This window comes from Burkholderia sp. BCC0398 (assembly GCF_902833245.1).
GTDB classification, from domain to species: Bacteria; Pseudomonadota; Gammaproteobacteria; order Burkholderiales; family Burkholderiaceae; genus Burkholderia; species Burkholderia sola.
Window position 1 is genome coordinate 1 of sequence record NZ_CADFEM010000003.1, and the last position, 21,634, is coordinate 21,634.

Genomic DNA, 21,634 nt, shown 5'->3' on the forward strand with positions numbered 1-21,634 from the left:
GTCAACAACTTTTTACACTACATCGTTGCGACTGCGGGGCTCAACTTCCTGTACCGCCAAGGCTCGCTACGACCGAACCCCAACAGCACCGCCTCCCTTCCTTCCGCGCCGCGTTTCCGTTAGCGCGAAAGAGGCGTGATTCTATGCAGCTCAGGTCGTGAGCGCAAGGGGTTTCGCAGAAACTTTTTACACAGGCCGCAATTCGGCCGTCCGGCCATGCTTGGCCACGAGACCGCTTATGGTGCAAAGAACCGACTAGAATGTGAGGTTCTTCGCCTCTTTCTATATACGTCTTTAATATGCGCCAGCGAATCGCCAAACGCCTCCCCCCCGATGCCGACAAACTGGTCGGTCTGTCACTTGCGCTCTTCGCGTCGGGCAGCCGCATCGAGGATCGCTTCTGGGAAGCGAAGCTCGATACGCTGCTCGCCAAGATCGTCCGCAACGGCAATCAGACTACGCTCGACGCCGCGCTCGACCATCTTCAGCAGAATCATCCCGACGCCTACGGCGCGCTCGCCGACATGGCCGAGACGCACAGCGAGTCGATGGTGATCGAGCACGACGGCCAACCATACGATGCGCTGCTGGTCGCCGTCCCGGTCCTCGCCTGGACGCGCTACATGATTCCGTCGGGCCCGCTCAAGGGCGACGTTGCCGACGCGCTGCGAACGCATCTGCAAGCGCACGTGCTCGCGAACGGCACCCTCGTCGGCCTCGCACCGTTCCTCTACAGCATCGACCAGTTGCCGCGGCACCATGTCGAAACCTACCGGCTGGCCCAGCAGCTCGCCCACGCGGCAATCGGCCAGCACGCCCCGAAGCTGAGCTTCGGCGACCTGCCGGAAACTTCGCCGATCCTCGCCGATCCGCGCTTCCTGCTGGCGGTCGTCGCCGCGCCGGCCGGCGCGCCGCTGTTCCGCTGGCAAGAAGAAGAAAACGGCAGCCGGATCGAGCGCGGCCAGTGCCTCGAACAATGGACGGCCCAAGGCGGCCCGAACCTGTCGATCGCGCTGCCCGGCTGCGAGTTCGAATGCCTGCTTCCGGACGCGTACTACTCGGCTTGCCGCGATGCGGACGAACGCGTACGTCCGCATACCGTCCGAACGGCCATTCGTTATCTATTCGACACACTTGGTGCAGCGCCGCAAGAGCTGCGCGCGGTGGTCGCCGGCTTCGGCGAACGCCGTATCGACGAGTATCGCGTCGGCTTCACGCGACGTGCGAGCAACGACGTGATCTACGGTGTCGTGTGGCCGCTCTACGGCCGTGAAAACGGCGACATCTCGGTCGACAACGCGACGCTCGAAGGCGAAGCGCCGATCGAAGGACCGCTCGAGGAAATCGTGAGCCTGCTGAAGGAATGCGGCGTAACCGACGTCCGGCGGCACGCGGGCCGCTTCGAACCCGAATACTGCGACGACTGCGGCGTGCCGCTTTACGCCGATCCGCTCGGCGAAATTGTCCATGCGGAAATGCCGGAAGACGCGTCGCCCGCCCAGCCGCACTTCCACTGACCCGCACCGCAGGCCCAGACGGCCTGCCCGCCCCAAAGCCGCTTTCGGTTCCCTGCCGAAGCGGCTTTTTTCATATCCGATGCCCGGTCGCTCGAAATTTCGAACTTTTCCTAAGCCTTTCAGCCAAGCAGACATCGTGTAAGGTCTTTGTCATTATCGGGGCCAGCTTATCCCCGACGGCAGTCAATGACTCACTTCACGGAGGTTGAATATGCGGTTCTTGGTACTTAACTCAGACGCCGAACGGCGTGACGGACTGAAGACCCTGTTGCGGCAGATCGACCGGCACGCCAGCATCAACGATGCGCCTGACGGTTTCCAGGCACGCCGGCTGCTGCGCACCCAGCGTTTCGACCTCGTCGCGATCGACTGGCTGGACGTGGGCCGGATCAGCGAGCTTCAGGCACTCGGCAACGCGTGCTCGCCGACCCCGGTCGCCGTCCTGGTCGACGACATCTCGCCCGAAGCGATCCAGCGCTTCTTCAATTACGGCGTCGCAGGCGTGATCCCGCATTCCACGCGGCCGCACCTGATCGTGCGGGCGCTCGAGATCGTGCTGCTGGGCGGCCACTACATTCCGCCGATCGCCCTCAGCCTGCTGCCGTCCACGGCAACGGCGACGGCCCGCCACGACGCCCATTTCCAGACGCTCGCCGGCTCCCTGCCGCGGCGCCCGCCGAGCGGCCTCCTGTCGCCGCGGCAAGCGCAGATCATGCGGTTCGTCCACATGGGCAGCACGAACAAGATGATCGCGCGTACGCTCGGCATCAGCGAAGGCACCGTGAAGATCCACCTCGCGAGCATCTTCCAGCAGCTCGGCGCCGCAAACCGCGCCGCCGCGGTCGCGATCTACAACGGCTGGCTGTCGCCCCATCTCGAGGTGCTGCTGGCGAACCGGAACCGCGCCCGTAAACCGGTCATCGGGGAACACGGCCCGGCTCCGCTGCGTACACAACGGCATGACCGTCCGTACCCGTTACCCACCGCGAATACCGGCACGCAGGACCTGCCACTCGCCGCCGAGCCACCGGCACGGTTCAGGCGCGGACGCTAGGCAAACAGTCTCGATATTGCGACGGTCGGGCATGTGCAGGCTCCCACCTTTGATGCTCAACGAGTAATATGGACGCATGGGTTTTCTTTTCACACCGCTTCCGCTCTGGGTTGGCATCGGTGGCTGGATCGCCGCCGTGGCCCTGCTCGCGCTCGCGATCTGGAATCGCCCCTTCGTACGCCTGCAAGACGCCACGCTTCAGCACGTGTGGCTCGCGCTCGTCACAGCGATCGCGGTCCTGTGGGCCTCGAACGCATGGCTCGAAGATGGCATCGTCATGCATCTGCTCGGCGCGACGTTGCTCGTCACGCTGTTCGACTGGACGCTCGCACTGGTCGCGATGGGCGCCGTCACGGCGATTGCCGCGGTCATCTTCGACGCGCCGTGGCAAGGCATCGGCCTGACCTATCTGATCTACGGTGCGCTGCCTGTCGGCGTGTCGGCGTTGCTGCAACGCGCCGCACTCGCGTGGCTGCCGCACAACCTCGCGTCGTTCATCACCGGGCAGGGCTTCCTGTCGCCCGCTATCGCGATCGTCGCGGTCGCCGCGGCGGCGGCCGGTGTCCAGCTCGCGCTCGCGGACGGCGTGCCCGTCGTGATTCCGGCCGGCTATCTGCTGAACACCGCGCTGCTCGCGCTCGGCGAGGCCTGGTTCACCGGCATGGCAACGGCCCTCATCGCCGTCTATCGCCCCGCGTGGGTCACGACCTTCGACGTCCGCCGCTACCGCCTCGGCGGCCCGCGCGCCTGAATTTCCTCCGCATCGGACGAGCGCACACGCGTATCGGCGGCCATTCCGCCGCGCGCGCCGAATACGTCACCTACTGCCGCACAACTTTTTTACGCTAAGATTGAACTCCTGTTCTTCATCGGGCATCTATACGTGCCCGACGTCTTCTTCGCTCCTCACCAATAACCAGATGGACAGCTCACCTGCCTCGCTCCGGATTTTCCGGGCGCTCGGCAAGCTGGCAGCCTGTATCGCGGGCCTGTCGCTTGCGCTTCCCGCACCGGTATTCGCCGACCTGCTCGACCAGCGTTCCGAACTGATCAACAAATTCGTCAACGAGATGCATGCCGATCCGCTCGCCGCCGATTGTGCGGCGCACGGCAGCTTCATCGCCAGCACGTCGACGGCGTTCGATCGCGTCGACTTCGCGCCGAACGCATTCGACGGCGGCAACGCGACGATCACGCCGTGGAACGACTCGTTCGACCAGGGCAAGCAGCGTGTGAAAGTCGACAACATCGTCACCGTCGACGGGCTCGGCATCCATAGCGACGGCAGCGACCCGACGCCGCTGAAATTCCGTTGCGGCTATGTCGGCCAGCAAATGCTCGCGTTCAGCTGGAACGATCCGGTTCCGCCGCTGAAGCCGCGCGTCGAGCGCTCGTCGTCTTCGACGAAGAAGTTCAAGGGCAAGTCGCACCGCGGCAAAGCCAAGGCGAAGGCATCGGGCCGCACCGGCAGCAAGAAGGCCGTCGCGACGAAGAAATCAGGCGGGCAGAAGAAAGCCGTGAAGAAAAAAACCGCGAAGAAGTCCTGATACGGCGGAGCGGCGACGACAGCATCAAAAAAGGCCGGTGCATCGCAAGATGCGCCGGCCTTTTTCATGCGACGACGGCTGCGCTTACGCGAACGTGTCGACGTGCACGAGGATCGCGGCCAGCATCGCCGCGCCGAGCGCCGCGCTACGCTCGCCGTTCCAGCCGACGCGCTCGTCGGGCAGGTTCGCATTGTCCTTGAACGGCATTTCGAGCGTCAGCGACAGGCAGCCGAACTGGTGGCCAATGTACTTGGACGCGAGCTTCAGCGCATCTTCCTTGTACTTGCTCGCCGCGTAGCCATGCTCGGTCTGGAAGTCGGGGCTGGCGACCTTGAACGCGTCGATGAACGCGGCCTGCTCCTTGCGCTGCTGCTCGGTGAAGCTGGGCAGCATCTCCGAGCCGGCGACGAACACGTACGGCAAATCCTCGTCGCCGTGAATGTCGAAGAACATGTCGCAGCCGATCGCGTGGATCGCATCGCGCACGGCCAGCACTTCGGGGCTGCGCTCGGCATCGGGCGCCATCCACTCGCGGTTCAGGTTCGCGCCGGCCGCATTGGTGCGCAGGTTACCGTGCACGCTGCCGTCCGGGTTCATGTTCGGGACGATGTGGAACGTCACGCGATCGTAGAGCTTACGCGCAACCGGGTCGCCCGCCCAGTCGCCCCATCCGGCCAGCCGCTTGACCAGGCCTTCGACGAACCACTCGGCCATCGATTCGCCCGGATGCTGGCGCGCGATGATCCACACCTTCTTCTTCGGCGCGCCATCGGTTTCCGGCGTGCCGAGCGTCAGCAGCGACATCGGACGGCCTTCGACCGTGCGGCCGAGCTCGGCGACCCTCGCCTGCGGCAACTGCTGGACCGCGCCGAGAAACGCCGCGTGACGCTCTTCGGAGTACGGTTCGAAATACGCGTAGTAGATGCTATCGAATTCCGGCGTATGGTCGATGGTCATCGTCTTGCCGTCGAATGTCGTCGGCACCCGGAACCAGTCGACGCGGTCATAGCTCGCTACCGCGTGGTAGTTGCGCCAGCCCGACGGATACGCGCATTCGGCTGCGTTCTCGAACGTCATCACGCATCGCTCGCCGCGCGCCCCCGTCAAACGGTAGTAAAACCATTGCGCGAATTCCGAGCGATTGTCGCCACGCACGCGCAGCCGGATTGCGTCGGGGCTATCGCACGACACGACGTCGATTGCGCCTGCGTCGAAACTACTGGTGATCGAAACGGCCATCTGTCTATCTCCTTTGTCGACCAGCGTTAGCGCTTCAGCGCTTACGCTGGTCCCATGCAAAGCGGTCGACCGAATCGGGCAGCGTACCGCCTGTCCGGCCCCAATGCATGCGCCGGCCGTCTCGTGAACGGCCGGCTGGGTCACTCGCCGATGCGCCGGCGATATACGTAAGTCGAATCGTTCGACGCCGCCGCATCGAACGCATAGCCTTCGGTCGCGAATGCCTTCAGCGCCTTCGGGTCGGTGATACGGTTCTCGACGACAAAACGCGCCATCAGGCCACGCGCGCGTTTCGCATGGAAGCTGATGATCTTGTAGCGGCCGCCCTTCCAGTCCTCGAATACCGGCGTGATGACCGGCGCGGCCAGCAGCTTCGGCTTGACCGACTTGAAGTATTCGGTCGACGCGCAGTTGACGAGCACGCGCGCCGCGCCGCTGCGCGTCTCGAGCTGCTCGTTCAGCGCCCGCGTGATGCGGTCGCCCCAAAACGCATACAGATCCTTGCCGCGCGCGTTCGCGAAACGCGTGCCCATCTCGAGCCGGTACGGCTGCAGCAGGTCGAGCGGACGCAACAGCCCGTACAGGCCCGACAGCACGCGCACGTGCTGCTGCGCATAGTCGAGATCGGTCGGCGACAGCGATTTCGCGTCGAAACCCTCGTAGACGTCGCCGTTGAACGCCAGCACGGCCTGCTTCGCGTTGGCCGGCGTGAAGGTCGGCGACCAATCGGCGTAGCGCTGGAAGTTCAGGCGCGCGAGCGGGTCGGAGATATCCATCAGCGCCGCGATGTCCTGCGGCGACAGCTTGCGCAGGCCGGCGATCAGCTCCGACGCGTCGTCGACGAATGCAGGCTTCGTGTAAGACTGGATGTGCGCGGGCGTCTCGTAGTCGAGGGATTTGGCGGGAGAGAGAACGATTATCATAGAGGCTCGCTGGCACGCCGTGCCTTGCGGTCAGACGAAAACCACCGATTGTAACGAATGCCCCGCTCTCTCGCCCCGCATGCCGCCCACCGCGTCGTGCTCGACTCGAACGTCTGGATCGACATCCTCGTATTCGACGACCCCGCTACGCGCCCAATCCGTGCCGCGCTGGAGCGCGGCACGCTGGCCGCCGTAATCGACGGCCGCTGCCTGACCGAGCTCGAATACGTGCTCGACTATCCGCAGTTCCAGTCGCGCGCGATCGACAAGGCTGCCGCGCTCGCGACGGTCGCCCGGCTCGCGAGCCTCGTCGAACCGTCGCCCGCCGACGCCGACGCGCCGCCGCTGCCGAAGTGCAAGGACCGCGACGACCAGAAATTTCTCGAACTCGCCCGCGCCGCACAGGCCGACTGGCTCGTGTCGAAAGACCGCGCGCTGCTGAAGCTCGCGAAACGCACCGCACGCGACTTCGGCTTCCGGATCGCGCAACCCGCGCCGTTCGTGGAAGCCTGCGCGCTCGACGCCACGGCGACGCCGGCCTGACGCCTCACACCCGAATTCGACCGTCTCGATGAACGCTCCTTCAGATATGCCAACGACTCCCGTTTTCCCGTCGCGCCTGCCGAACGTCGGCACGACGATCTTCACGGTCATGAGCGCGCTTGCCACCGAAAAAGGCGCGGTGAACCTCGGCCAGGGCTTCCCGGATTTCGATTGCGATCCGCGCATCGTCGATGCGGTCGCCACCGCGATGCGCAACGGACACAACCAGTACCCGCCGATGGCCGGCGTCGCGCCGCTGCGCGACGCGATCGCCGACAAGATCGCGCAGGTGTACGGCCGACGCTACGATCCGGGCACCGAAATCACCGTGACGGCCGGCGCGACGCAGGCGCTGCTGACGGCGATCCTCTGCGCGGTGCATCCGGGCGACGAAGTGATCGTCGTCGAGCCGACCTACGACAGCTACCTGCCGTCGATCGAGCTTGCCGGCGGCAAACCCGTGTTCGTCACGCTGGACGCACCCGACTACACGATCCCGTTCGACCGTCTCGCGGCCGCGATCACGCCGCGAACGCGGATGATCCTGATCAACACGCCGCACAACCCGACGGGCACCGTGTGGCGCGAGGCCGACATGCGCAAGCTCGAGGACATCGTGCGCGGCACCAACGTGCTGATCCTGTCCGACGAGGTCTATGAACACATGGTCTACGACGGCGCGCGCCATGAGAGCGTCGCGCGCTACCCGGAGCTCGCCGCGCGCAGCTTCATCGTGTCGAGCTTCGGCAAGACCTATCACGTGACGGGCTGGAAGGTCGGTTACGTCGCGGCGCCGGCGGCGCTGACCGCGGAATTCCGCAAGGTCCACCAGTTCAACGTGTTCACGGTGAACACGCCGATGCAGATCGGGCTCGCCGACTACCTGCGCGACCCGGCGCCGTACCTGTCGCTCGCGGGCTTCTATCAGAAGAAGCGCGACTTCTTCCGGGCCGGCCTCGAGCGCACGCGCTTCAAGCTGCTGCCGTGCACGGGCACGTACTTCCAGTGCGTCGATTACTCGGCGATCAGCGACCTGCCCGAAGCGGAATTCTCGAAGTGGCTCACGTCGGAGATCGGCGTGGCGGCCATTCCGGTGTCGGCGTTCTATCATGAGCCGCACGAATCGGGCGTCGTGCGCTTCTGCTTCGCGAAGCAGGAAAGCACGCTCGCATCCGCGCTCGAACGGCTCGCCCGCCTGTAAGCCCGGCAGGGGCGGCCACGCGCCGCCCGTCAGACACGCTTACGAACGCACGACGTTCGCCGCTTCGACATACGCCTTGCGCTCGGCTGCCACGCGTTGCGCGGCCGGGCGTTCACCGACCGTCTTTGCGTGCGCCTTCCAGTCGATGCCAGCATCGAGCAGGAAGTCGCGCCCGAAGACGGCCTTCGTCGCCATCCCGACGACCGGCAGATGAACCCACGCGGCCATGTCCGCGAGGCCGAACGAGTCGCCGAGCACATGCGGCGAAAAGCGCGTCATCTGCTTGAATGCATCGATCGCGCGCGGCAGGCGCTTCTCGACGTGCGCCTTCATCCCGTCGCTCACCTTGCCGCCGAAAAACGCTTCCGTGTACACCTCCCGCGCCATCCATTCGAGATACAGCTCGAGCGTCTCGACAAGTTCGCGCACCTTCGCCGCAGCGAACGGGCTTGCGGGGAAAATGCCTTTCTCGGGATAGCGCGCCGCCAGGTATTCGATGATCGCCTGCGACTCGAACAGCGCGCCCTCTTCGGTCTTCAGGAACGGAATCTTGCCGAGCGGCGAATCGGCAAGCTGCGCCGGATCGCTGATCGGAAAACCGCACACCCGTTCCTCGAATGGAATGTCGTGCTCGAGCAGGACGAACTTCACCTTGTTGTAGTAGTTGGACAACGGAATACCGCACAGCTGTAGCATCGGGGTCTCCTTCCTTGCTGAAGCGCGGCCGCATCGACGCCGGCCGCATCGGGATTCATCGCGCTGAAAAGCACGTCCGTGCTAGTCTAAAGCAAGTTGTGTGTTCGTCACGACGACATTACCTCCGCTGCGGCGTCGGCTTCGCCCGTCCGCGCGACACACGCGGCGTCGCCGCCGCGCCATCCGATGGAGACACGCTCGCATGAGTGCTGAACTGCTGGCCTCGCGTCCGCCCGAGAGCGAATCGACGCTCGTCCTCACGCTGTCCAATCCCGGCGCGCGCAACGCGCTGCATCCCGACATGTACGCGGCCGGCATCGAAGCGCTCGCCACCGCCGAGCGCGATCCGGCGATTCGCGCCGTCGTGCTGACCGGCGCCGATCGCTTCTTCTGCGCAGGCGGCAACCTGAACCGGCTGCTCGAGAATCGCTCGAAGGATCCGTCCTTCCAGGCCGACAGCATCGATCAGCTCGCGGCATGGGTCACGGCGATCCGCGCGTCGACGAAGCCGGTGATCGCGGCCGTCGAAGGCGCCGCGGCCGGCGCGGGCTTCTCGCTCGCGCTCGCGTGCGACCTGATCGTCGCCGCACACGATGCGAAATTCGTGATGTCGTATGCGCGCGTGGGCCTGACGCCCGACGGCGGCGGCTCGTGGTTTCTCGCCCGCGCACTGCCGCGTGCGATCGCGGCCGAAATCCTCTTCGAAGGCAAGCCGGTTGCCGCCGAACGCCTGCATGCGCTCGGCGTCGTCAACCGGCTCACCGCGCCCGGCACGGCACTGAGCGACGCACTGGCATGGGCCGACGCGCTCGCCGGCATCTCGCCGAATGCGCTCACGCGCATCAAGTCGCTGCTCGACGACGCGACCGCGCAACCGCTGGACGCGCATCTCGGCACCGAGCGCGATCATTTCGTCGCGTCGCTGCATCATGCGGACGGGCTCGAAGGCATCACCGCCTTTCTCGATAAGCGCCAGCCGCGCTACAAGCGCTGATCCGCCGCGTCGGCCTTCGAACCGACGCTACGCCGCGACGTCCATCCGATGCGCCGCGCGCAACGCCCGCGGCGCTCTCCCGTGCGGCCGCGCATGCCCGTCGGCACGCGCGTTTCCGTCGCCAGCAGCCCGTGTCGATCCATGCTCTAATGACCGCCTGTCGCGGCGCCGCCGGCGCCGTTTTCGCGCATGCCACACAGGAGTTGACGATGATCGACGTCTATAGCTGGGCGACCCCGAACGGCCACAAGGTACACATCATGCTCGAGGAAACCGGCCTCGCGTATCGTGCGCATCCGGTCGATATCGGTGCCGGCGACCAGTTCAAGCCCGAATTCCTGAAGATCAGCCCGAACAACAAAATCCCCGCGATCGTCGATCCGGACGGCCCCGGCGGCCAGCCGATCTCGCTGTTCGAATCGGGCGCGATCCTGATCTACCTCGCGGAGAAGACCGGCAAGTTCCTGCCGACCGAGCCGGCCGCGCGCTATGCGACGCTCGAGTGGCTGATGTTCCAGATGGGCGGCGTCGGCCCGATGCTCGGGCAGGCGCACCACTTCCGGCTGTATGCGCCGGAGAAGATCGAGTATGCGGTCAACCGCTACACGAACGAAGCGAAGCGCCTGTACAACGTGATGGAAAAGCGGCTCGGCGAATCCGAGTATCTCGCAGGCGACACGTACACGATCGCGGACATTGCGACTTTCCCGTGGACGCGCTCGTGGCAAAACCAGGGCATCGTGCTCGATGAACTGCCGAACGTGAAGCGCTGGCACGAGGCGATCGCCGCGCGACCGGCCGTGCAGCGCGGCGTCGAGGTGCTCGCGTCGATGCGCAAGGCGCTGCAGGACGACAAGGCTCGCGAGGTGCTGTTCGGCGCAACGCAATACGCGAAGCACTGACGAGCGTGTAACGAGCGGAGCGGCATCCGCGCATGCCGCTCCGTGCTTCAGAAGTAATGCAGCGTGACGAACTCCGCCGCGCATACCGGCAGCGGCGCGTCGGGGCGCTCGACCTGCATCGATACCGACCACGTTACCTGGATGCCGCCGCGCGCGGCGTCGGCGGTTTCCTTTACCGCGAACAGCGCACGCACGCGCGCCCCGACCGGCACCGGCTTCAGGAACCGCACGCGGTTCAGCCCATAGTTCACGCCCATCTTCTGCTCGAAGCGCATCGCGTCGGTCATCAACGCAGGAATCAGCGACAGCGTCAGGAACCCGTGCGCGATCGGCCCGCCGAACGGCGACTCGCGTCGCGCGCGTTCGGGGTCGACGTGAATCCATTGATGATCGCCGGTCGCGTCGGCAAAACCGTCGACGCGCGGCTGGTCGATCTCGATCCAGCCGCTCGCGAGCGGCTCCGCGCCGACCCGCGCCTGCAGCGCCTGCGCCGATGCGATCAGCGGCAAGGTCACGTCGGTCATGAGTTCGCGCCCCCCGGATGGCGCAGCCCGAAAATCACCTTGGTGTGCACGGAGATCACCGTCTCGCCGGCTTCGTTCACGCCGATCCATTCCGTCGACACGATGCCGCGATCGGGCTTGCTCTCCGACACGCGTTTGTCGTGCACCTTCTGGTACATCGTGATCGTGTCGCCGGCGCGCACCGGCTTCAGCCAGCGGATCGAATCGATGCCCGGCGAGCCCATGCTGGTCGAATCCGGCCCGAGCTTCTGGACCAGCAGGCTCATGAATACCGAGCACGTATGCCAGCCGCTCGCGACGAGCCCGCCGAAATGCGACGCCTTCCCCGCTTCCTCGTCGACATGGAACGGCTGCGGATCGTAGCGCATCGCGAACGTCTTGATGTCGTCGGCCTCGAACGTGTAGCGGCCCACTTCGGTGGTACTGCCGACCACCAGGTCTTCGTAACTGATGCCCACTGATAAGTCTCCTTGTCTGGCGCGCTCGCGCGTCACCGTCATGCTACGTCGGTCTGCGCGAAATCGGGCAGCGCCGCGATGCGGGCGAGGTGATGATCGGTATCGCCGAGCGTCGTCTCGATGATCGACAGCCGCTTGAACAAATGCGCGGCGGCCACCTCGTTGGTCACGCCCATGCCGCCGTGCAGCTGGACCGCCTGCTGGCCGACGAAGCGCGCGGCCGCGCCGACCCGCGCCTTCGCGGCCGACACGGCCTTGCGCCGCGCATCGGCATCGCCGTTCGCGTAGCGGACCGCCGCGAGATAGGTCAGCGAACGCGCCTGCTCCGCATGCATCAGCATGTCGACCATCCGGTGCTGCAGCGCCTGAAAACGCGCGATCGGCACGCCGAACTGCTCGCGCGTCTTCGTGTATTCGACCGTCGCGCGATTCAGTTCGTCGAGCGCGCCGACCGCTTCCGCGCACAGCAGGAAGGTCGCGTAATCGGCGATCTGCTCGAGCGCCGCCGCGTCGCGCGCCCCACCCGTCAGCAATCGGGCCGGCGTTTCGTTGAACATGATCGTCGCGGCGCGCTGGCCGTCGATGGTCCGGTAGTCGACCACCTTCGCATTGGCCGCATCGCGTTCGACGACGAAGAGGCCGAGGCCGCCGCCGTCGACCCGCGCAGGCACGATCCACGCGTGCGCCTGGGCGCCGTGCTGAACGACCGACTTGGTACCGGTCAGCCGGTACGTGCCGCCCTGCCCGCGCGCGCGCGTGTCGAGCTCGTACAGGTCGTAGCGCGCGTGCGGTTCGTGGAACGCGACCGCCACGCGCTTGTGCCCCTGCGCGACCGCCTCCAGCAGCGCGGCATCGTCGCCCGCGCCGGAGCCGGCGATCCGCAACGCCTCGACGCCAACCGCCGTGGCCCAGTACGGCTCGATCACGAGCGCACGGCCGAGCTCCTGCATCACGACCAGCATGTCGACCGGGCCGCCGCCGAAACCGCCCTGTGCGTCCGGCACGGGCAACGCGGTCAAGCCCAGTTCGGTGAATGCGCTCCACTGCGCATCCGACACGCCGGTATCGCTACGCACGATCGCCTGGCGCGCGTCGAAGCCGTATTGCTCGCCAAGATACCGGCGCAGCGCGTCGGCGAACTGCTGCTGCTCATCGGTAAAGCTGAAATCCATGGTTGTCTCCGTTCCCTGATCACAGCCCCAGAATCATCTGCGCGATGATGTTCTTCTGGATCTCGTTCGACCCGCCGTAGATCGACGTCTTCCGGTAATTGAAGTAGTACGCGGCGAGCGGCGCCGCATCGTCGTCGCCGGCGATGCTGTGTTCGCGCTCGCCATCGAGGAACGGAACGTCGAACGGTGCGGCCAGCGGACCGATCGCTTCGACCATCAGCTCGGTGAGCGCCTGCTGCACCTCGGTGCCCTTGATCTTCAGCATCGACGCCTCGGGGCCGGGCCCCTTGCCGCTCGTCTCGCGGCTGACGACGCGCAGCACCGTCACCTCCAGCGCCATCAACTCGACTTCGAGCGCCGCGACCTTCGCGGCGAACACGGGATCGGCGAGCAACGGCTTGCCGTTCTTGCGCTGGTTCGATGCGACGCGCTTCAGGAACGCGAGCTCCCGCTTCGACGCGCCGACGCGCGCGATGCCGGTGCGCTCGTGGCCCAGCAGGTATTTCGCGTAGGTCCAGCCGCGGTTCTCGTCGCCGACGAGGTTCTCGACCGGCACCTTCACGTCCTCGAAGAACACCTCGTTGACCTCGTGGTCCTCGTCGAGCATCACGATCGGGCGCACCGTGATGCCGGGCGTCTTCATGTCGATCAGCAGGAACGAGATGCCTTCCTGCTTCTTCGCGGCCGGATCGGTGCGCACGAGGCAGAACATCATGTCGGCATACTGGCCGAGCGTGGTCCAGGTCTTCTGGCCGTTGACGACGTAGTGATCGCCGTGGCGCTCGGCGCGCGTGCGCAGCGACGCGAGGTCGGACCCGGAACCCGGCTCCGAATAACCTTGGCACCACCAGTCCGAGCCGTCGAGAATACGCGGCAGATAGTGGCGCTTCTGCGCTTCGCTGCCGTATTTCATCAGGACCGGCGCGACCATCGACACCCCGAACGGCAGCACGGTGGGCGCACCGATCCGTGCGCACTCCTCGTCCCAGATGTGCCGCTGCGTCGCGTTCCAGCCCGGGCCGCCGTATTCGACCGGCCAGGCGGGCGCGGACCAGCCGCGCTGGCCCAGGATCCGGTGCCAGCGCGCGAAATCCTCGCGGTCGAGTCGTTTGTGATCGAGTACCTTGGCGCGCAGTGCGTGAGGCAGGTTGGCCTCGAGCCAGGCGCGGACGTCGGCGCGGAACGCGTCGTCGGCGGGGGAATAGTCCAGATCCATGCGCAGTGTCTCCTGTCCGCGGCCGTCCGGCCCGGCCAAGGACACACTGCGTACGTCATTGCAGCGGTTCTTTCAGCGCGGCAGGAATCGGCAGCGGCATCACGTCGATGCCTTCTTCGACCAAGGACTGCGCATCCTCCGGCGTCGTGACGCCGCGAATGCTGCGTGCGGGCGCCTCGTTGTAATGGATGCGCCGCGCTTCCTCGGCGAAGCGCTCGCCCACGTTCTCGGTCTTCTCCAGCACCTCGCGCAGCGCGCGCATCACCTGCGCCTGCAGCGCACGCGGATCGGCCGGCTGCGGCTGCGTCGCGCCCGACAGGTTCAGGCGCGGCGCGGACGGCATCCGGTTGATCTCCGTCGTTCCGCACACCGGGCATTCGACCAGCTTGCGGGACAACTGCGCTTCGAATTCATCGGCGGAAGCGAACCAGCCTTCGAACCGATGACCGTGCGGACACTGTAAATCGAGGACCTTCATGCTGAATCAGGGCGTGTGACGAGTGTAGCGCAAAAAGCGGTTTTGTGAACGGTCGTGCTAAATCCCGATCGCGCGGCACGAACGCACCGCGTCACCGGATTGTAACGCGGCGCCCCGCCCGCCGCTGACGCCGTGCTCAGGGCGTGACGACCGGCCCGAGCGGCCACGCGCCGGACAGCACCTTGTCGAGCCACATCGTGCCGATGATCGTCTTCACGTCGGAAATCTGGCCGGTGCGCACCCATTCCTGCAGGTCGGCCAGCGTCGCGGTGAAGGTTTCGAGGAATTCGCCTTCGTCGAGCTTGCGCTCGCCGGCCGTGAGCCCGCGCGCGAGGTACAGGTCGATGAATTCGGTCGAATAGGAAATGATCGGGTGAATACGGGCCAGGAACACGTATTCGCGCGCCGTGTAGCCGGTTTCCTCGCGCAGTTCGCGCGCCGCACACGCGAGCGCGCCTTCGTTCGGGTCGAGCTTGCCGGCCGGGAATTCGGCCATCACCTTGCCGATCGGATAGCGGAACTGGCTCTCCATCAGCACGCGGCCGTCGTCGAACAGCGGGATCACCATCACCGCGCCCGGGTGTTGCACGTATTCGCGCGTGGCCTTCTTGCCGTCCGGCAGACGGACGGTGTCGCGCTTGAGCTTGAGGAACGCGCCTTCGAAGATCGCCTCGCTTTCGAGGCAGGTTTCGGTCAGTGCGGCGTCGTGATTGGGTAGTTCGGCCATCGGCGGCTCCTGAATGAGCACGACGGACGGCCGAAGCCGTCAGCGTCGTTTGACGAGATACTGGAACGTGAAGCCGGGAAACGCGAACACGACGAAGAGACTGAACGTGATCGCGTAAAACTGCCAGCCCTGTTCGAAGCGGTTGCCGACGCGCGACTCGAGCCAGAAGCCGAGCGCGCCGACGACGAAGTACAGCACGATCAGCTCGCCGATCCGCACCCACGCGTTCTTCTTCGTCGCGCCGAACGGCACGACGGCGAAGAGGCGTTGATTCAGGAACGGCAGGTTGGCGCAGACGAGCGCCAACAGCACGATGAACCAGCCGGCTGCCGACATTACAGCGGCAGCGTGTGACGGATGGCCTGCAGGCAGGCGGTCAGCAGCGGGCTCGGGATCAGACCGAGCACGACGACGGCCAGGCCGTTCAGCACGAGGATCGTGCGCTTGCAGAAATCGCCCGAGATCGGCGTCGAATCCTGCGGGGCATCGAAGTACATCAGCTTCACGATGCGCAGGTAGTAGAACGCGCCGAACAGCGACGTGATCACGGCCAGCACGGCCAGCCACGTGAGGCCCGCGTTGACGGTCGCCTCGAGCACGGCGAGCTTCGCGTAGAAGCCGACGGTCGGCGGGATGCCGGCCAGCGAGAACATCATGACCATCATCACGAACGCGAACACCGGGCTGCGCTTGTTGAGGCCCTTGAAGTCGTCGATCGTTTCCGCTTCGAAATCGCGGCGCGCGAGCAGCATCACCACGCCGAACGAGCCGAGCGTCGTGATCAGGTAGACGATCGCGTAGAACATCGCCGAGCTGTACGCGTTCGCCGGTGCCGCCGCGTCGCCCTTCACGATGCCGGCGAGCAGGCCGAGCAGCACGAAGCCCATGTTCGAGATCGCCGAGTACGCGAGCATCCGCTTGATGTTGCGCTGGACGATACCGGTGATGTTGCCGACGATCAGCGACAGCGCGGCGAGGATCACGAGCGCGGTCTGCCAGTTCTGCGCGAGCGGCAGCAGGCCCATCACCAGGAAGCGCAGGCCCCATGCGAACGCGGCAACCTTCGGGCCGCCGCCGACAAACAGCGTCATCGCGGTCGGTGCGCCCTGGTAGACGTCCGGCACCCACATGTGGAACGGCACGGCGCCCAGCTTGAACGCGATACCGGCGACGATGAAGACCACGCCGAACATCAGCACGGCCGCGTCGGTGTTGCCGCCGACCGCCTTGTACACCTCGCCGAGCTCGAGCGAGCCGGTCGCGCCGTAGAGCATCGAGATGCCGTACAGCACGAAGCCCGACGCGAGCGCGCCCAGCACGTAGTACTTCATCGCGGCTTCGCTCGACTGGGCAGCATCGCGGCGCAGCGCGATGACCGCGTACAGCGACAGCGACATCAGTTCGAGGCCGAGGTACAGCGTCAGGAAGTTGTTGCCCGACACCATGACCAGCTGACCGAGCAGCGAGAACATGCCAAGCAGGAACACGTCGCCGCGGAACATGTCGCGGTCTTCGAGGTACTTGCGCGAATAGACGAGCGACACCGCGAAACCGAACGACACGACGGCCTTCATCGTGCTCGCGAACGAGTCGACGACGACCATCTTCGAGAAGAAGTAGTACTGCTGCGGGTCGAGCGCCTGGACCGAGAACCACACGCCGGCGACGACCGACGAGACGACCGCGATCAGATAGGTCAGGCGGCGGCCGGACGCACCGGTAAAGGTGTCGTTCAGCCAGGCGACGACGATGGCGGCCAGCACCAGCGCGTCAGGCAACAGGACATTCATAGGGGCGTTTTGCATGATCTTGAGTTCCTCCGCTCGCGATTACTGGGCCAGCGGCAGCTTCGACTGCGCGACGTGGGAGAGGAGGTTTTCGACGGAAACGTGCATCACGTCGGTGAAAGGCTTCGGATACAGGCCCATCAGCAGCGTGAACGCGGCAAGCACGGCCAGCATCAGGAATTCGCGACGGCCGATGTCCTTCAGCTTGGCGACGTGATCGTTCGCGACGGCCCCGAAGTACACGCGCTTGTACATCCACAGCGTGTAGGCCGCGCCGAGGATCAGCGTGAATGCCGCACCGAAGGCGATCCAGAAGTTGTACTGGACGGCCGCGAGAATCACCATGAACTCGCCGACGAAACCCGACGTACCCGGCAGGCCGCAGTTGGCCATCGAGAACAGCATCGCGAATGCCGCGAACTTCGGCATCACGTTCACGACGCCGCCGTAATCGGCGATCTGGCGCGAGTGCACGCGGTCGTACAGCACGCCGATGCACAGGAACATTGCGCCCGACACGAAGCCGTGCGAGATCATCTGGATGATCGCGCCTTCGACGCCGAGCTGGTTGAAGATGAAGAAGCCGAGCGTGACGAAGCCCATGTGCGCGATCGACGAATACGCGACCAGCTTCTTCATGTCGGCCTGCACCATCGCGACGAGGCCGATGTAGATCACCGCGATCAGCGACAGCGTGATCACGACCGGCGCCAGGAAGTGGCTCGCGTCAGGCGTGATCGGCAGCGAGAAACGCAGGAAACCGTATGCGCCGAGCTTCAGCATGATCGCGGCCAGCACGACCGAGCCGCCCGTCGGCGCTTCCACGTGCGCATCCGGCAGCCACGTGTGCACCGGCCACATCGGCACCTTCACCGCGAATGCGAGGAAGAACGCAATGAACAGCAGGATCTGCGGCGTCATCGCGATCTTCGCGCTCTGCCACGTCGCGAGGTCGAACGAATGCGTCTGCGTGTACAGGTAGATCAGCGCGACCAGCATCAGCAGCGAGCCGGCCAGCGTGTACAGGAAGAACTTGAACGCCGCGTACACGCGGTTCGGGCCGCCCCACACGCCGATGATGATGTACATCGGGATCAGGGTCGCCTCGAAGAACACGTAGAACAGCAGGCCGTCGGCCGCCGAGAACACGCCGATCATGATCCCGGACAGGATCAGGAACGCCGCGAGGTACTGCGCGACGTTCTCGGTGATCACTTCCCACGCGGCGATCACGACGATCACCGTGATCAGCGCGGTCAGCACGACGAACCACATCGAGATGCCGTCGACGCCGAGGTGATACGCAATGTCGAAGCGTTCGATCCAGGTCGACTTCTCGACGAACTGCAGCGCAGCCGTGCTCGAGTCGAAGCCCGTGATCAGCGGGATCGTGACCGCGAGGCCGAGCAGCGCGCCGATCAGCGCGACCCAGCGGGCCGTCCCCGGATTTTTGTCGTTACCCACCGCCAGCACGAGGAGGCCGAAAACGATCGGCAGCCAGATCGCGGTACTGAGAATCGGAAAAGCGTGCATTAGTGTTGTCTCCCCGCCTTATTTGCCGCCGAGCGTTACAAACAGGGTCAGGAGCCCCAGCATGCCGATGATCATGGCGAACGCGTAGTGATAGATGTAACCGGATTGGAGGAAGCGGATCACGCCGGCGAACCAGCCGATGAACCGGGCGCTGCCGTTGACGAGGCCGTCGATCACTACGACGTCGCCCTCCTTCCACAGGCCGCGGCCGATCGCCACCGAACCGCGGGCGAACACCACTTCGTTGATCTTGTCCATGTAGTACTTGTTGTCCAGCAGCGTGTAGATCGGGCCGAACGCGCGGCGGATCGACGCCGGCAGTTCCGGACGCTTCAGGTACAGGAACCACGCGACGACCACACCGGCGAGCGCCAGCCACACCGGCAGGCCCGACACCGAGTGCAGGCCCATGCCGACCCAGCCGTGGAACTCTTCGGCCATCTCGGCCAGCGCCGGATGGTTTTCGCCGATGAAGATCACCTTGTCGAATGCGACGCCGTGCTGGAAGAAATCGCCGAACAGCATCGGGCTGATCGCGATCGCGCCGATGATCACCGACGGGATCGCCAGCAGGACCAGCGGCACCCACACGACCCACGGGGTCTCGTGCGGCTCGTGCGCGTGGTCGTCATGACCGTGGTCGTGGCCATGGCCGTGATCGTCGTGGCCATGTGCGGCGGCCATGCCCATCGGCGATTCCGGATGCTTCGGATGGCGGAAGCGCTCTTCGCCGTGGAACACCAGGAAGTACATGCGGAACGAGTACAGCGCCGTGACGAACACGCTCGCGACGACCGCGAAGTACGCGAAGCCCGAACCCGGCAGGTGCGACAGCTTCACCGCGTCGATGATCGAGTCCTTCGAGTAGAAGCCCGAGAAGAACGGCGTGCCGATCAACGCGAGCGAGCCGACGAGCGACGTGATCCACGTGATCGGCATGTACTTGCGCAGGCCGCCCATGTTGCGCATGTCCTGGTCGTGGTGCATGCCCATGATGACCGAGCCGGCGCCAAGGAACAGCAGCGCCTTGAAGAACGCGTGCGTCATCAGGTGGAACACGGCGACCGGGTAGGCGGACACGCCGAGCGCGACGGTCATGTAGCCGAGCTGCGACAGCGTCGAATACGCGACCACGCGCTTGATGTCGTTCTGCACGATGCCGAGGAAGCCCATGAAGAGCGCCGTGATCGCGCCGATCACCGTGATGAACGACAGCGCGGTATCCGACAGCTCGAACAGCGGCGACATGCGCGACACCATGAAGATGCCGGCCGTGACCATCGTCGCCGCGTGAATCAGCGCCGAGATCGGGGTCGGGCCTTCCATCGAGTCCGGCAGCCACACGTGCAGCGGGAACTGCGCCGACTTACCCATCGCGCCGATGAACAGGCAGATACAGGCGACGGTCAGCAGGCCCCAGTCGGTGCCCGGGAAGTGCAGGCTCGCGAGTTCCGCGCGCTTCGCGAACACTTCGCCGTAGTTCATCGAGCCGGCGAACGCGAGCAGCAGGCCGATGCCGAGCAGGAAGCCGAAGTCGCCCACGCGGTTCACGAGGAACGCCTTCATGTTCGCGTAGATCGCGCTCTCACGCGTGAAGTAGAAGCCGATCAGCAGGTACGACACCAGACCCACCGCTTCCCAGCCGAAGAACAGCTGCAGGAAGTTGTTGCTCATCACGAGCATCAGCATCGAGAACGTGAACAGCGAGATGTACGAGAAGAAGCGCTGGTAGCCGTCTTCTTCCGCCATGTAGCCGATCGTGTACACGTGCACCATCAGCGAGACGAAGGTCACGACGACCATCATCATCGCGGTCAGCGAATCGACGAGGAAGCCGACCTCGAGCTTCAGCGAGCCGACGTTCATCCATTCGTAGACGGTCGCGTTGAAGCTTGCGCCGCCCATCACGTCGAGGAAGACTTTCGCCGACAGGAGGAACGCGATCATGACGCCGAGGATCGTGATCCGGTGTGCGCCCTTGCGCCCGACTGCGTTCCCGAACAGCCCCGCAATCAGCGAGCCGGCCAGCGGAGCGAGCGGAATCGCCAGCAGCAGGTTTTCATTGAGTGTCGTTGACATAACAGCGTAGCCTGAAATTAACCTTTGAGCTGATCGAGATCCTCGACATTGATCGTGCCGAGCTTACGGAACAGGGTCACCAGAATCGCGAGGCCGATCGCGGCTTCCGCTGCGGCGACGGTCAGCACGAAGAACACGAAGATCTGGCCGTGCACGTCGCCGAGGTAATGCGAGAACGCGACGAAGTTGGTGTTCACCGCCAGCAGCATCAGTTCGATCGACATCAGGATGATGATGACGTTGCGGCGGTTCAGGAAAATCCCGACGATCGCGATCGCAAACAGGATCGCGCCGAGCACAAGGTAGTGAGCAAGAGTCAGCATGGTTTTCTTTTCCTCCGCTTAGCCGTTGGTGCCCGAGCCGGCTTCGCTCTGCGCCGTCTCCGGCTGCGGCTTGTCCGCTTCCATCTTCACGAGGCGCACGCGGTCGTTGCGGCGCACCTTGACCTGATCCGACACGCGCTGGCGCTTGCTGTCCTTGCCCTTGCGCTCGGTCAACCCGATCGCGGCGATGATCGCGACCAGCAGCACGAGGCCGGCGATTTCGAACGCGAAGATGTAGTCGGTGTAGATCACCTTGCCGATCAGGCGCGTATTCGACCAGTTGGCCATCTCGCCCGTCGCCATCGCATGCACGGTGTGCGTGTCGCCGTAGCCGCGCCACAGGATCAGCGCGGTTTCGATCACGATGATCGCGCCGACCACGGTCGCCATCGGTACGAAGCGCTTGAAGTCGCGGCGCAGGTAGTCGATGTTGATGTCCAGCATCATCACGACGAACAGGAACAGCACCATCACCGCGCCCACGTAGACCAGAACCAGCAGGATCGCGAGGAACTCCGCTTCCAGCAGCATCCAGATCGCGGCGGCGTTGAAGAACGCCAGCACAAGGAAAAGCGCAGACGCCACCGGGTTGCGCGAAGTGATCACCTTCAGCCCTGATACCACCAGGAGCAGCGCGAAGATGTAGAACAGTACGGTCGTGAATTCCATGATTACCGGTTCATCGTTAGGCCATAGTCAGGCGCGGCTTGCGGAAGGCCCG

23 protein-coding genes are annotated in these 21,634 nt (G+C 65.0%); 8 read left to right on the forward strand and 15 right to left on the reverse strand.

The features are described from left to right. The first annotated feature begins 299 nt into the window (after window positions 1–299). From HWX76_RS06645 to HWX76_RS06660, 4 genes are all read left to right on the forward strand, one after another. Complete coding sequence (locus HWX76_RS06645; protein ID WP_089488673.1) at window positions 300–1,517, forward strand: DUF2863 family protein; 1,218 nt, start codon at window positions 300–302, stop codon at window positions 1,515–1,517. Between the two features lie 211 nt (window positions 1,518–1,728). Beyond that, on the forward strand, window positions 1,729–2,571 hold the full coding sequence (locus HWX76_RS06650) for a response regulator transcription factor (RefSeq protein WP_050016506.1): 843 nt from the start codon (window positions 1,729–1,731) through the stop codon (window positions 2,569–2,571). A gap of 76 nt (window positions 2,572–2,647) precedes the next feature. Continuing rightward, window positions 2,648–3,322: an energy-coupling factor ABC transporter permease gene (locus tag HWX76_RS06655; RefSeq protein ID WP_050016504.1), complete on the forward strand. Its 675-nt coding sequence runs from the start codon at window positions 2,648–2,650 to the stop codon at window positions 3,320–3,322. A gap of 169 nt (window positions 3,323–3,491) precedes the next feature. After that, on the forward strand, window positions 3,492–4,118 hold the full coding sequence (locus tag HWX76_RS06660) for a hypothetical protein (protein WP_089488674.1): 627 nt from the start codon (window positions 3,492–3,494) through the stop codon (window positions 4,116–4,118). Window positions 4,119–4,202: 84 nt separating this feature from the next. Here the strand turns inward: HWX76_RS06660 and HWX76_RS06665 are convergent, their stop codons facing one another. Next, window positions 4,203–5,357, reverse strand: a complete 1,155-nt coding sequence (locus HWX76_RS06665; RefSeq protein WP_050016500.1) for a M14-type cytosolic carboxypeptidase — start codon at window positions 5,355–5,357, stop codon at window positions 4,203–4,205. 140 nt (window positions 5,358–5,497) lie between these two features. Continuing rightward, complete coding sequence (gene yaaA, locus HWX76_RS06670; RefSeq protein ID WP_050016498.1) at window positions 5,498–6,280, reverse strand: peroxide stress protein YaaA; 783 nt, start codon at window positions 6,278–6,280, stop codon at window positions 5,498–5,500. Between the two features lie 57 nt (window positions 6,281–6,337). Here yaaA and HWX76_RS06675 point away from each other — a divergent pair, with 57 nt between their 5' ends. Both HWX76_RS06675 and HWX76_RS06680 read left to right on the forward strand, forming a co-directional pair. Continuing rightward, window positions 6,338–6,823 (forward strand): putative toxin-antitoxin system toxin component, PIN family, encoded by a 486-nt coding sequence (locus HWX76_RS06675; RefSeq protein ID WP_050016496.1) that lies wholly within the window; start codon window positions 6,338–6,340, stop codon window positions 6,821–6,823. Between the two features lie 28 nt (window positions 6,824–6,851). Next, window positions 6,852–8,024, forward strand: a complete 1,173-nt coding sequence (locus tag HWX76_RS06680) for a pyridoxal phosphate-dependent aminotransferase (protein ID WP_050016494.1) — start codon at window positions 6,852–6,854, stop codon at window positions 8,022–8,024. Between the two features lie 39 nt (window positions 8,025–8,063). Here the strand turns inward: HWX76_RS06680 and HWX76_RS06685 are convergent, their stop codons facing one another. Next, entirely contained in the window at window positions 8,064–8,720 is a 657-nt protein-coding gene (locus tag HWX76_RS06685; protein ID WP_050016493.1) for a glutathione S-transferase, read from the reverse strand. A 202-nt stretch (window positions 8,721–8,922) separates the two neighbouring features. Between HWX76_RS06685 and HWX76_RS06690 the strand changes: the two genes are divergently transcribed. Together HWX76_RS06690 and HWX76_RS06695 are read left to right on the forward strand one after the other, a co-directional pair. Next, entirely contained in the window at window positions 8,923–9,714 is a 792-nt protein-coding gene (locus HWX76_RS06690; protein WP_089488679.1) for an enoyl-CoA hydratase, read from the forward strand. Between the two features lie 209 nt (window positions 9,715–9,923). Then, a complete protein-coding gene (locus HWX76_RS06695) occupies window positions 9,924–10,616 on the forward strand; it encodes a glutathione binding-like protein (protein ID WP_050016513.1) in 693 nt (230 codons plus the stop codon). 47 nt (window positions 10,617–10,663) lie between these two features. Here the strand turns inward: HWX76_RS06695 and HWX76_RS06700 are convergent, their stop codons facing one another. From HWX76_RS06700 to HWX76_RS06755, 12 genes are all read right to left on the reverse strand, one after another. Continuing rightward, complete coding sequence (locus HWX76_RS06700) at window positions 10,664–11,140, reverse strand: MaoC family dehydratase (RefSeq protein WP_089488680.1); 477 nt, start codon at window positions 11,138–11,140, stop codon at window positions 10,664–10,666. Next, entirely contained in the window at window positions 11,137–11,598 is a 462-nt protein-coding gene (locus tag HWX76_RS06705) for a MaoC family dehydratase (RefSeq protein ID WP_176015612.1), read from the reverse strand. Before HWX76_RS06705 ends, HWX76_RS06700 begins: the two co-directional genes overlap by 4 nt. Window positions 11,599–11,636: 38 nt before the next feature. After that, entirely contained in the window at window positions 11,637–12,770 is a 1,134-nt protein-coding gene (locus HWX76_RS06710; RefSeq protein WP_176015613.1) for an acyl-CoA dehydrogenase family protein, read from the reverse strand. 19 nt (window positions 12,771–12,789) lie between these two features. Continuing rightward, a complete protein-coding gene (locus tag HWX76_RS06715) occupies window positions 12,790–13,986 on the reverse strand; it encodes an acyl-CoA dehydrogenase family protein (protein WP_124631402.1) in 1,197 nt (398 codons plus the stop codon). Window positions 13,987–14,041: 55 nt separating this feature from the next. Beyond that, the gene (locus HWX76_RS06720; protein ID WP_050016483.1) at window positions 14,042–14,464 is read right to left on the reverse strand and encodes a DUF1178 family protein; all 423 of its coding nucleotides are present in this window, start codon (window positions 14,462–14,464) and stop codon (window positions 14,042–14,044) included. Between the two features lie 136 nt (window positions 14,465–14,600). Then, complete coding sequence (locus tag HWX76_RS06725; protein WP_124554868.1) at window positions 14,601–15,191, reverse strand: NUDIX hydrolase; 591 nt, start codon at window positions 15,189–15,191, stop codon at window positions 14,601–14,603. A 39-nt stretch (window positions 15,192–15,230) separates the two neighbouring features. Beyond that, window positions 15,231–15,527: a DUF2818 family protein gene (locus tag HWX76_RS06730; protein WP_176015614.1), complete on the reverse strand. Its 297-nt coding sequence runs from the start codon at window positions 15,525–15,527 to the stop codon at window positions 15,231–15,233. Next, on the reverse strand, window positions 15,527–16,981 hold the full coding sequence (gene nuoN / locus HWX76_RS06735) for an NADH-quinone oxidoreductase subunit NuoN (RefSeq protein ID WP_175886159.1): 1,455 nt from the start codon (window positions 16,979–16,981) through the stop codon (window positions 15,527–15,529). Before nuoN ends, HWX76_RS06730 begins: the two co-directional genes overlap by 1 nt. Window positions 16,982–17,020: 39 nt before the next feature. After that, window positions 17,021–18,511: an NADH-quinone oxidoreductase subunit M gene (locus tag HWX76_RS06740; protein ID WP_176015615.1), complete on the reverse strand. Its 1,491-nt coding sequence runs from the start codon at window positions 18,509–18,511 to the stop codon at window positions 17,021–17,023. 18 nt (window positions 18,512–18,529) lie between these two features. Then, a complete protein-coding gene (nuoL, locus tag HWX76_RS06745; protein WP_050016476.1) occupies window positions 18,530–20,590 on the reverse strand; it encodes an NADH-quinone oxidoreductase subunit L in 2,061 nt (686 codons plus the stop codon). 17 nt (window positions 20,591–20,607) lie between these two features. Further along, entirely contained in the window at window positions 20,608–20,913 is a 306-nt protein-coding gene (gene nuoK / locus HWX76_RS06750; protein ID WP_176015616.1) for an NADH-quinone oxidoreductase subunit NuoK, read from the reverse strand. 18 nt (window positions 20,914–20,931) lie between these two features. Continuing rightward, window positions 20,932–21,582, reverse strand: a complete 651-nt coding sequence (locus HWX76_RS06755; protein WP_011545812.1) for an NADH-quinone oxidoreductase subunit J — start codon at window positions 21,580–21,582, stop codon at window positions 20,932–20,934. Window positions 21,583–21,634: the final 52 nt, after the last annotated feature.

Coding starts and splice junctions, on each gene's coding strand:
- HWX76_RS06645 (WP_089488673.1), top strand. CDS start 300: ATGCGCCAGCGAATCGCCAAACGCCTCCCCCCCGATGCCGACAAACTG.
- HWX76_RS06650 (WP_050016506.1), top strand. CDS start 1,729: ATGCGGTTCTTGGTACTTAACTCAGACGCCGAACGGCGTGACGGACTG.
- HWX76_RS06655 (WP_050016504.1), top strand. CDS start 2,648: ATGGGTTTTCTTTTCACACCGCTTCCGCTCTGGGTTGGCATCGGTGGC.
- HWX76_RS06660 (WP_089488674.1), top strand. CDS start 3,492: ATGGACAGCTCACCTGCCTCGCTCCGGATTTTCCGGGCGCTCGGCAAG.
- HWX76_RS06665 (WP_050016500.1), bottom strand. CDS start 5,357: ATGGCCGTTTCGATCACCAGTAGTTTCGACGCAGGCGCAATCGACGTC.
- yaaA (WP_050016498.1), bottom strand. CDS start 6,280: ATGATAATCGTTCTCTCTCCCGCCAAATCCCTCGACTACGAGACGCCC.
- HWX76_RS06675 (WP_050016496.1), top strand. CDS start 6,338: ATGCCCCGCTCTCTCGCCCCGCATGCCGCCCACCGCGTCGTGCTCGAC.
- HWX76_RS06680 (WP_050016494.1), top strand. CDS start 6,852: ATGAACGCTCCTTCAGATATGCCAACGACTCCCGTTTTCCCGTCGCGC.
- HWX76_RS06685 (WP_050016493.1), bottom strand. CDS start 8,720: ATGCTACAGCTGTGCGGTATTCCGTTGTCCAACTACTACAACAAGGTG.
- HWX76_RS06690 (WP_089488679.1), top strand. CDS start 8,923: ATGAGTGCTGAACTGCTGGCCTCGCGTCCGCCCGAGAGCGAATCGACG.
- HWX76_RS06695 (WP_050016513.1), top strand. CDS start 9,924: ATGATCGACGTCTATAGCTGGGCGACCCCGAACGGCCACAAGGTACAC.
- HWX76_RS06700 (WP_089488680.1), bottom strand. CDS start 11,140: ATGACCGACGTGACCTTGCCGCTGATCGCATCGGCGCAGGCGCTGCAG.
- HWX76_RS06710 (WP_176015613.1), bottom strand. CDS start 12,770: ATGGATTTCAGCTTTACCGATGAGCAGCAGCAGTTCGCCGACGCGCTG.
- HWX76_RS06715 (WP_124631402.1), bottom strand. CDS start 13,986: ATGGATCTGGACTATTCCCCCGCCGACGACGCGTTCCGCGCCGACGTC.
- HWX76_RS06720 (WP_050016483.1), bottom strand. CDS start 14,464: ATGAAGGTCCTCGATTTACAGTGTCCGCACGGTCATCGGTTCGAAGGC.
- HWX76_RS06725 (WP_124554868.1), bottom strand. CDS start 15,191: ATGGCCGAACTACCCAATCACGACGCCGCACTGACCGAAACCTGCCTC.
- HWX76_RS06730 (WP_176015614.1), bottom strand. CDS start 15,527: ATGTCGGCAGCCGGCTGGTTCATCGTGCTGTTGGCGCTCGTCTGCGCC.
- nuoN (WP_175886159.1), bottom strand. CDS start 16,981: ATGAATGTCCTGTTGCCTGACGCGCTGGTGCTGGCCGCCATCGTCGTC.
- HWX76_RS06740 (WP_176015615.1), bottom strand. CDS start 18,511: ATGCACGCTTTTCCGATTCTCAGTACCGCGATCTGGCTGCCGATCGTT.
- nuoL (WP_050016476.1), bottom strand. CDS start 20,590: ATGTCAACGACACTCAATGAAAACCTGCTGCTGGCGATTCCGCTCGCT.
- nuoK (WP_176015616.1), bottom strand. CDS start 20,913: ATGCTGACTCTTGCTCACTACCTTGTGCTCGGCGCGATCCTGTTTGCG.
- HWX76_RS06755 (WP_011545812.1), bottom strand. CDS start 21,582: ATGGAATTCACGACCGTACTGTTCTACATCTTCGCGCTGCTCCTGGTG.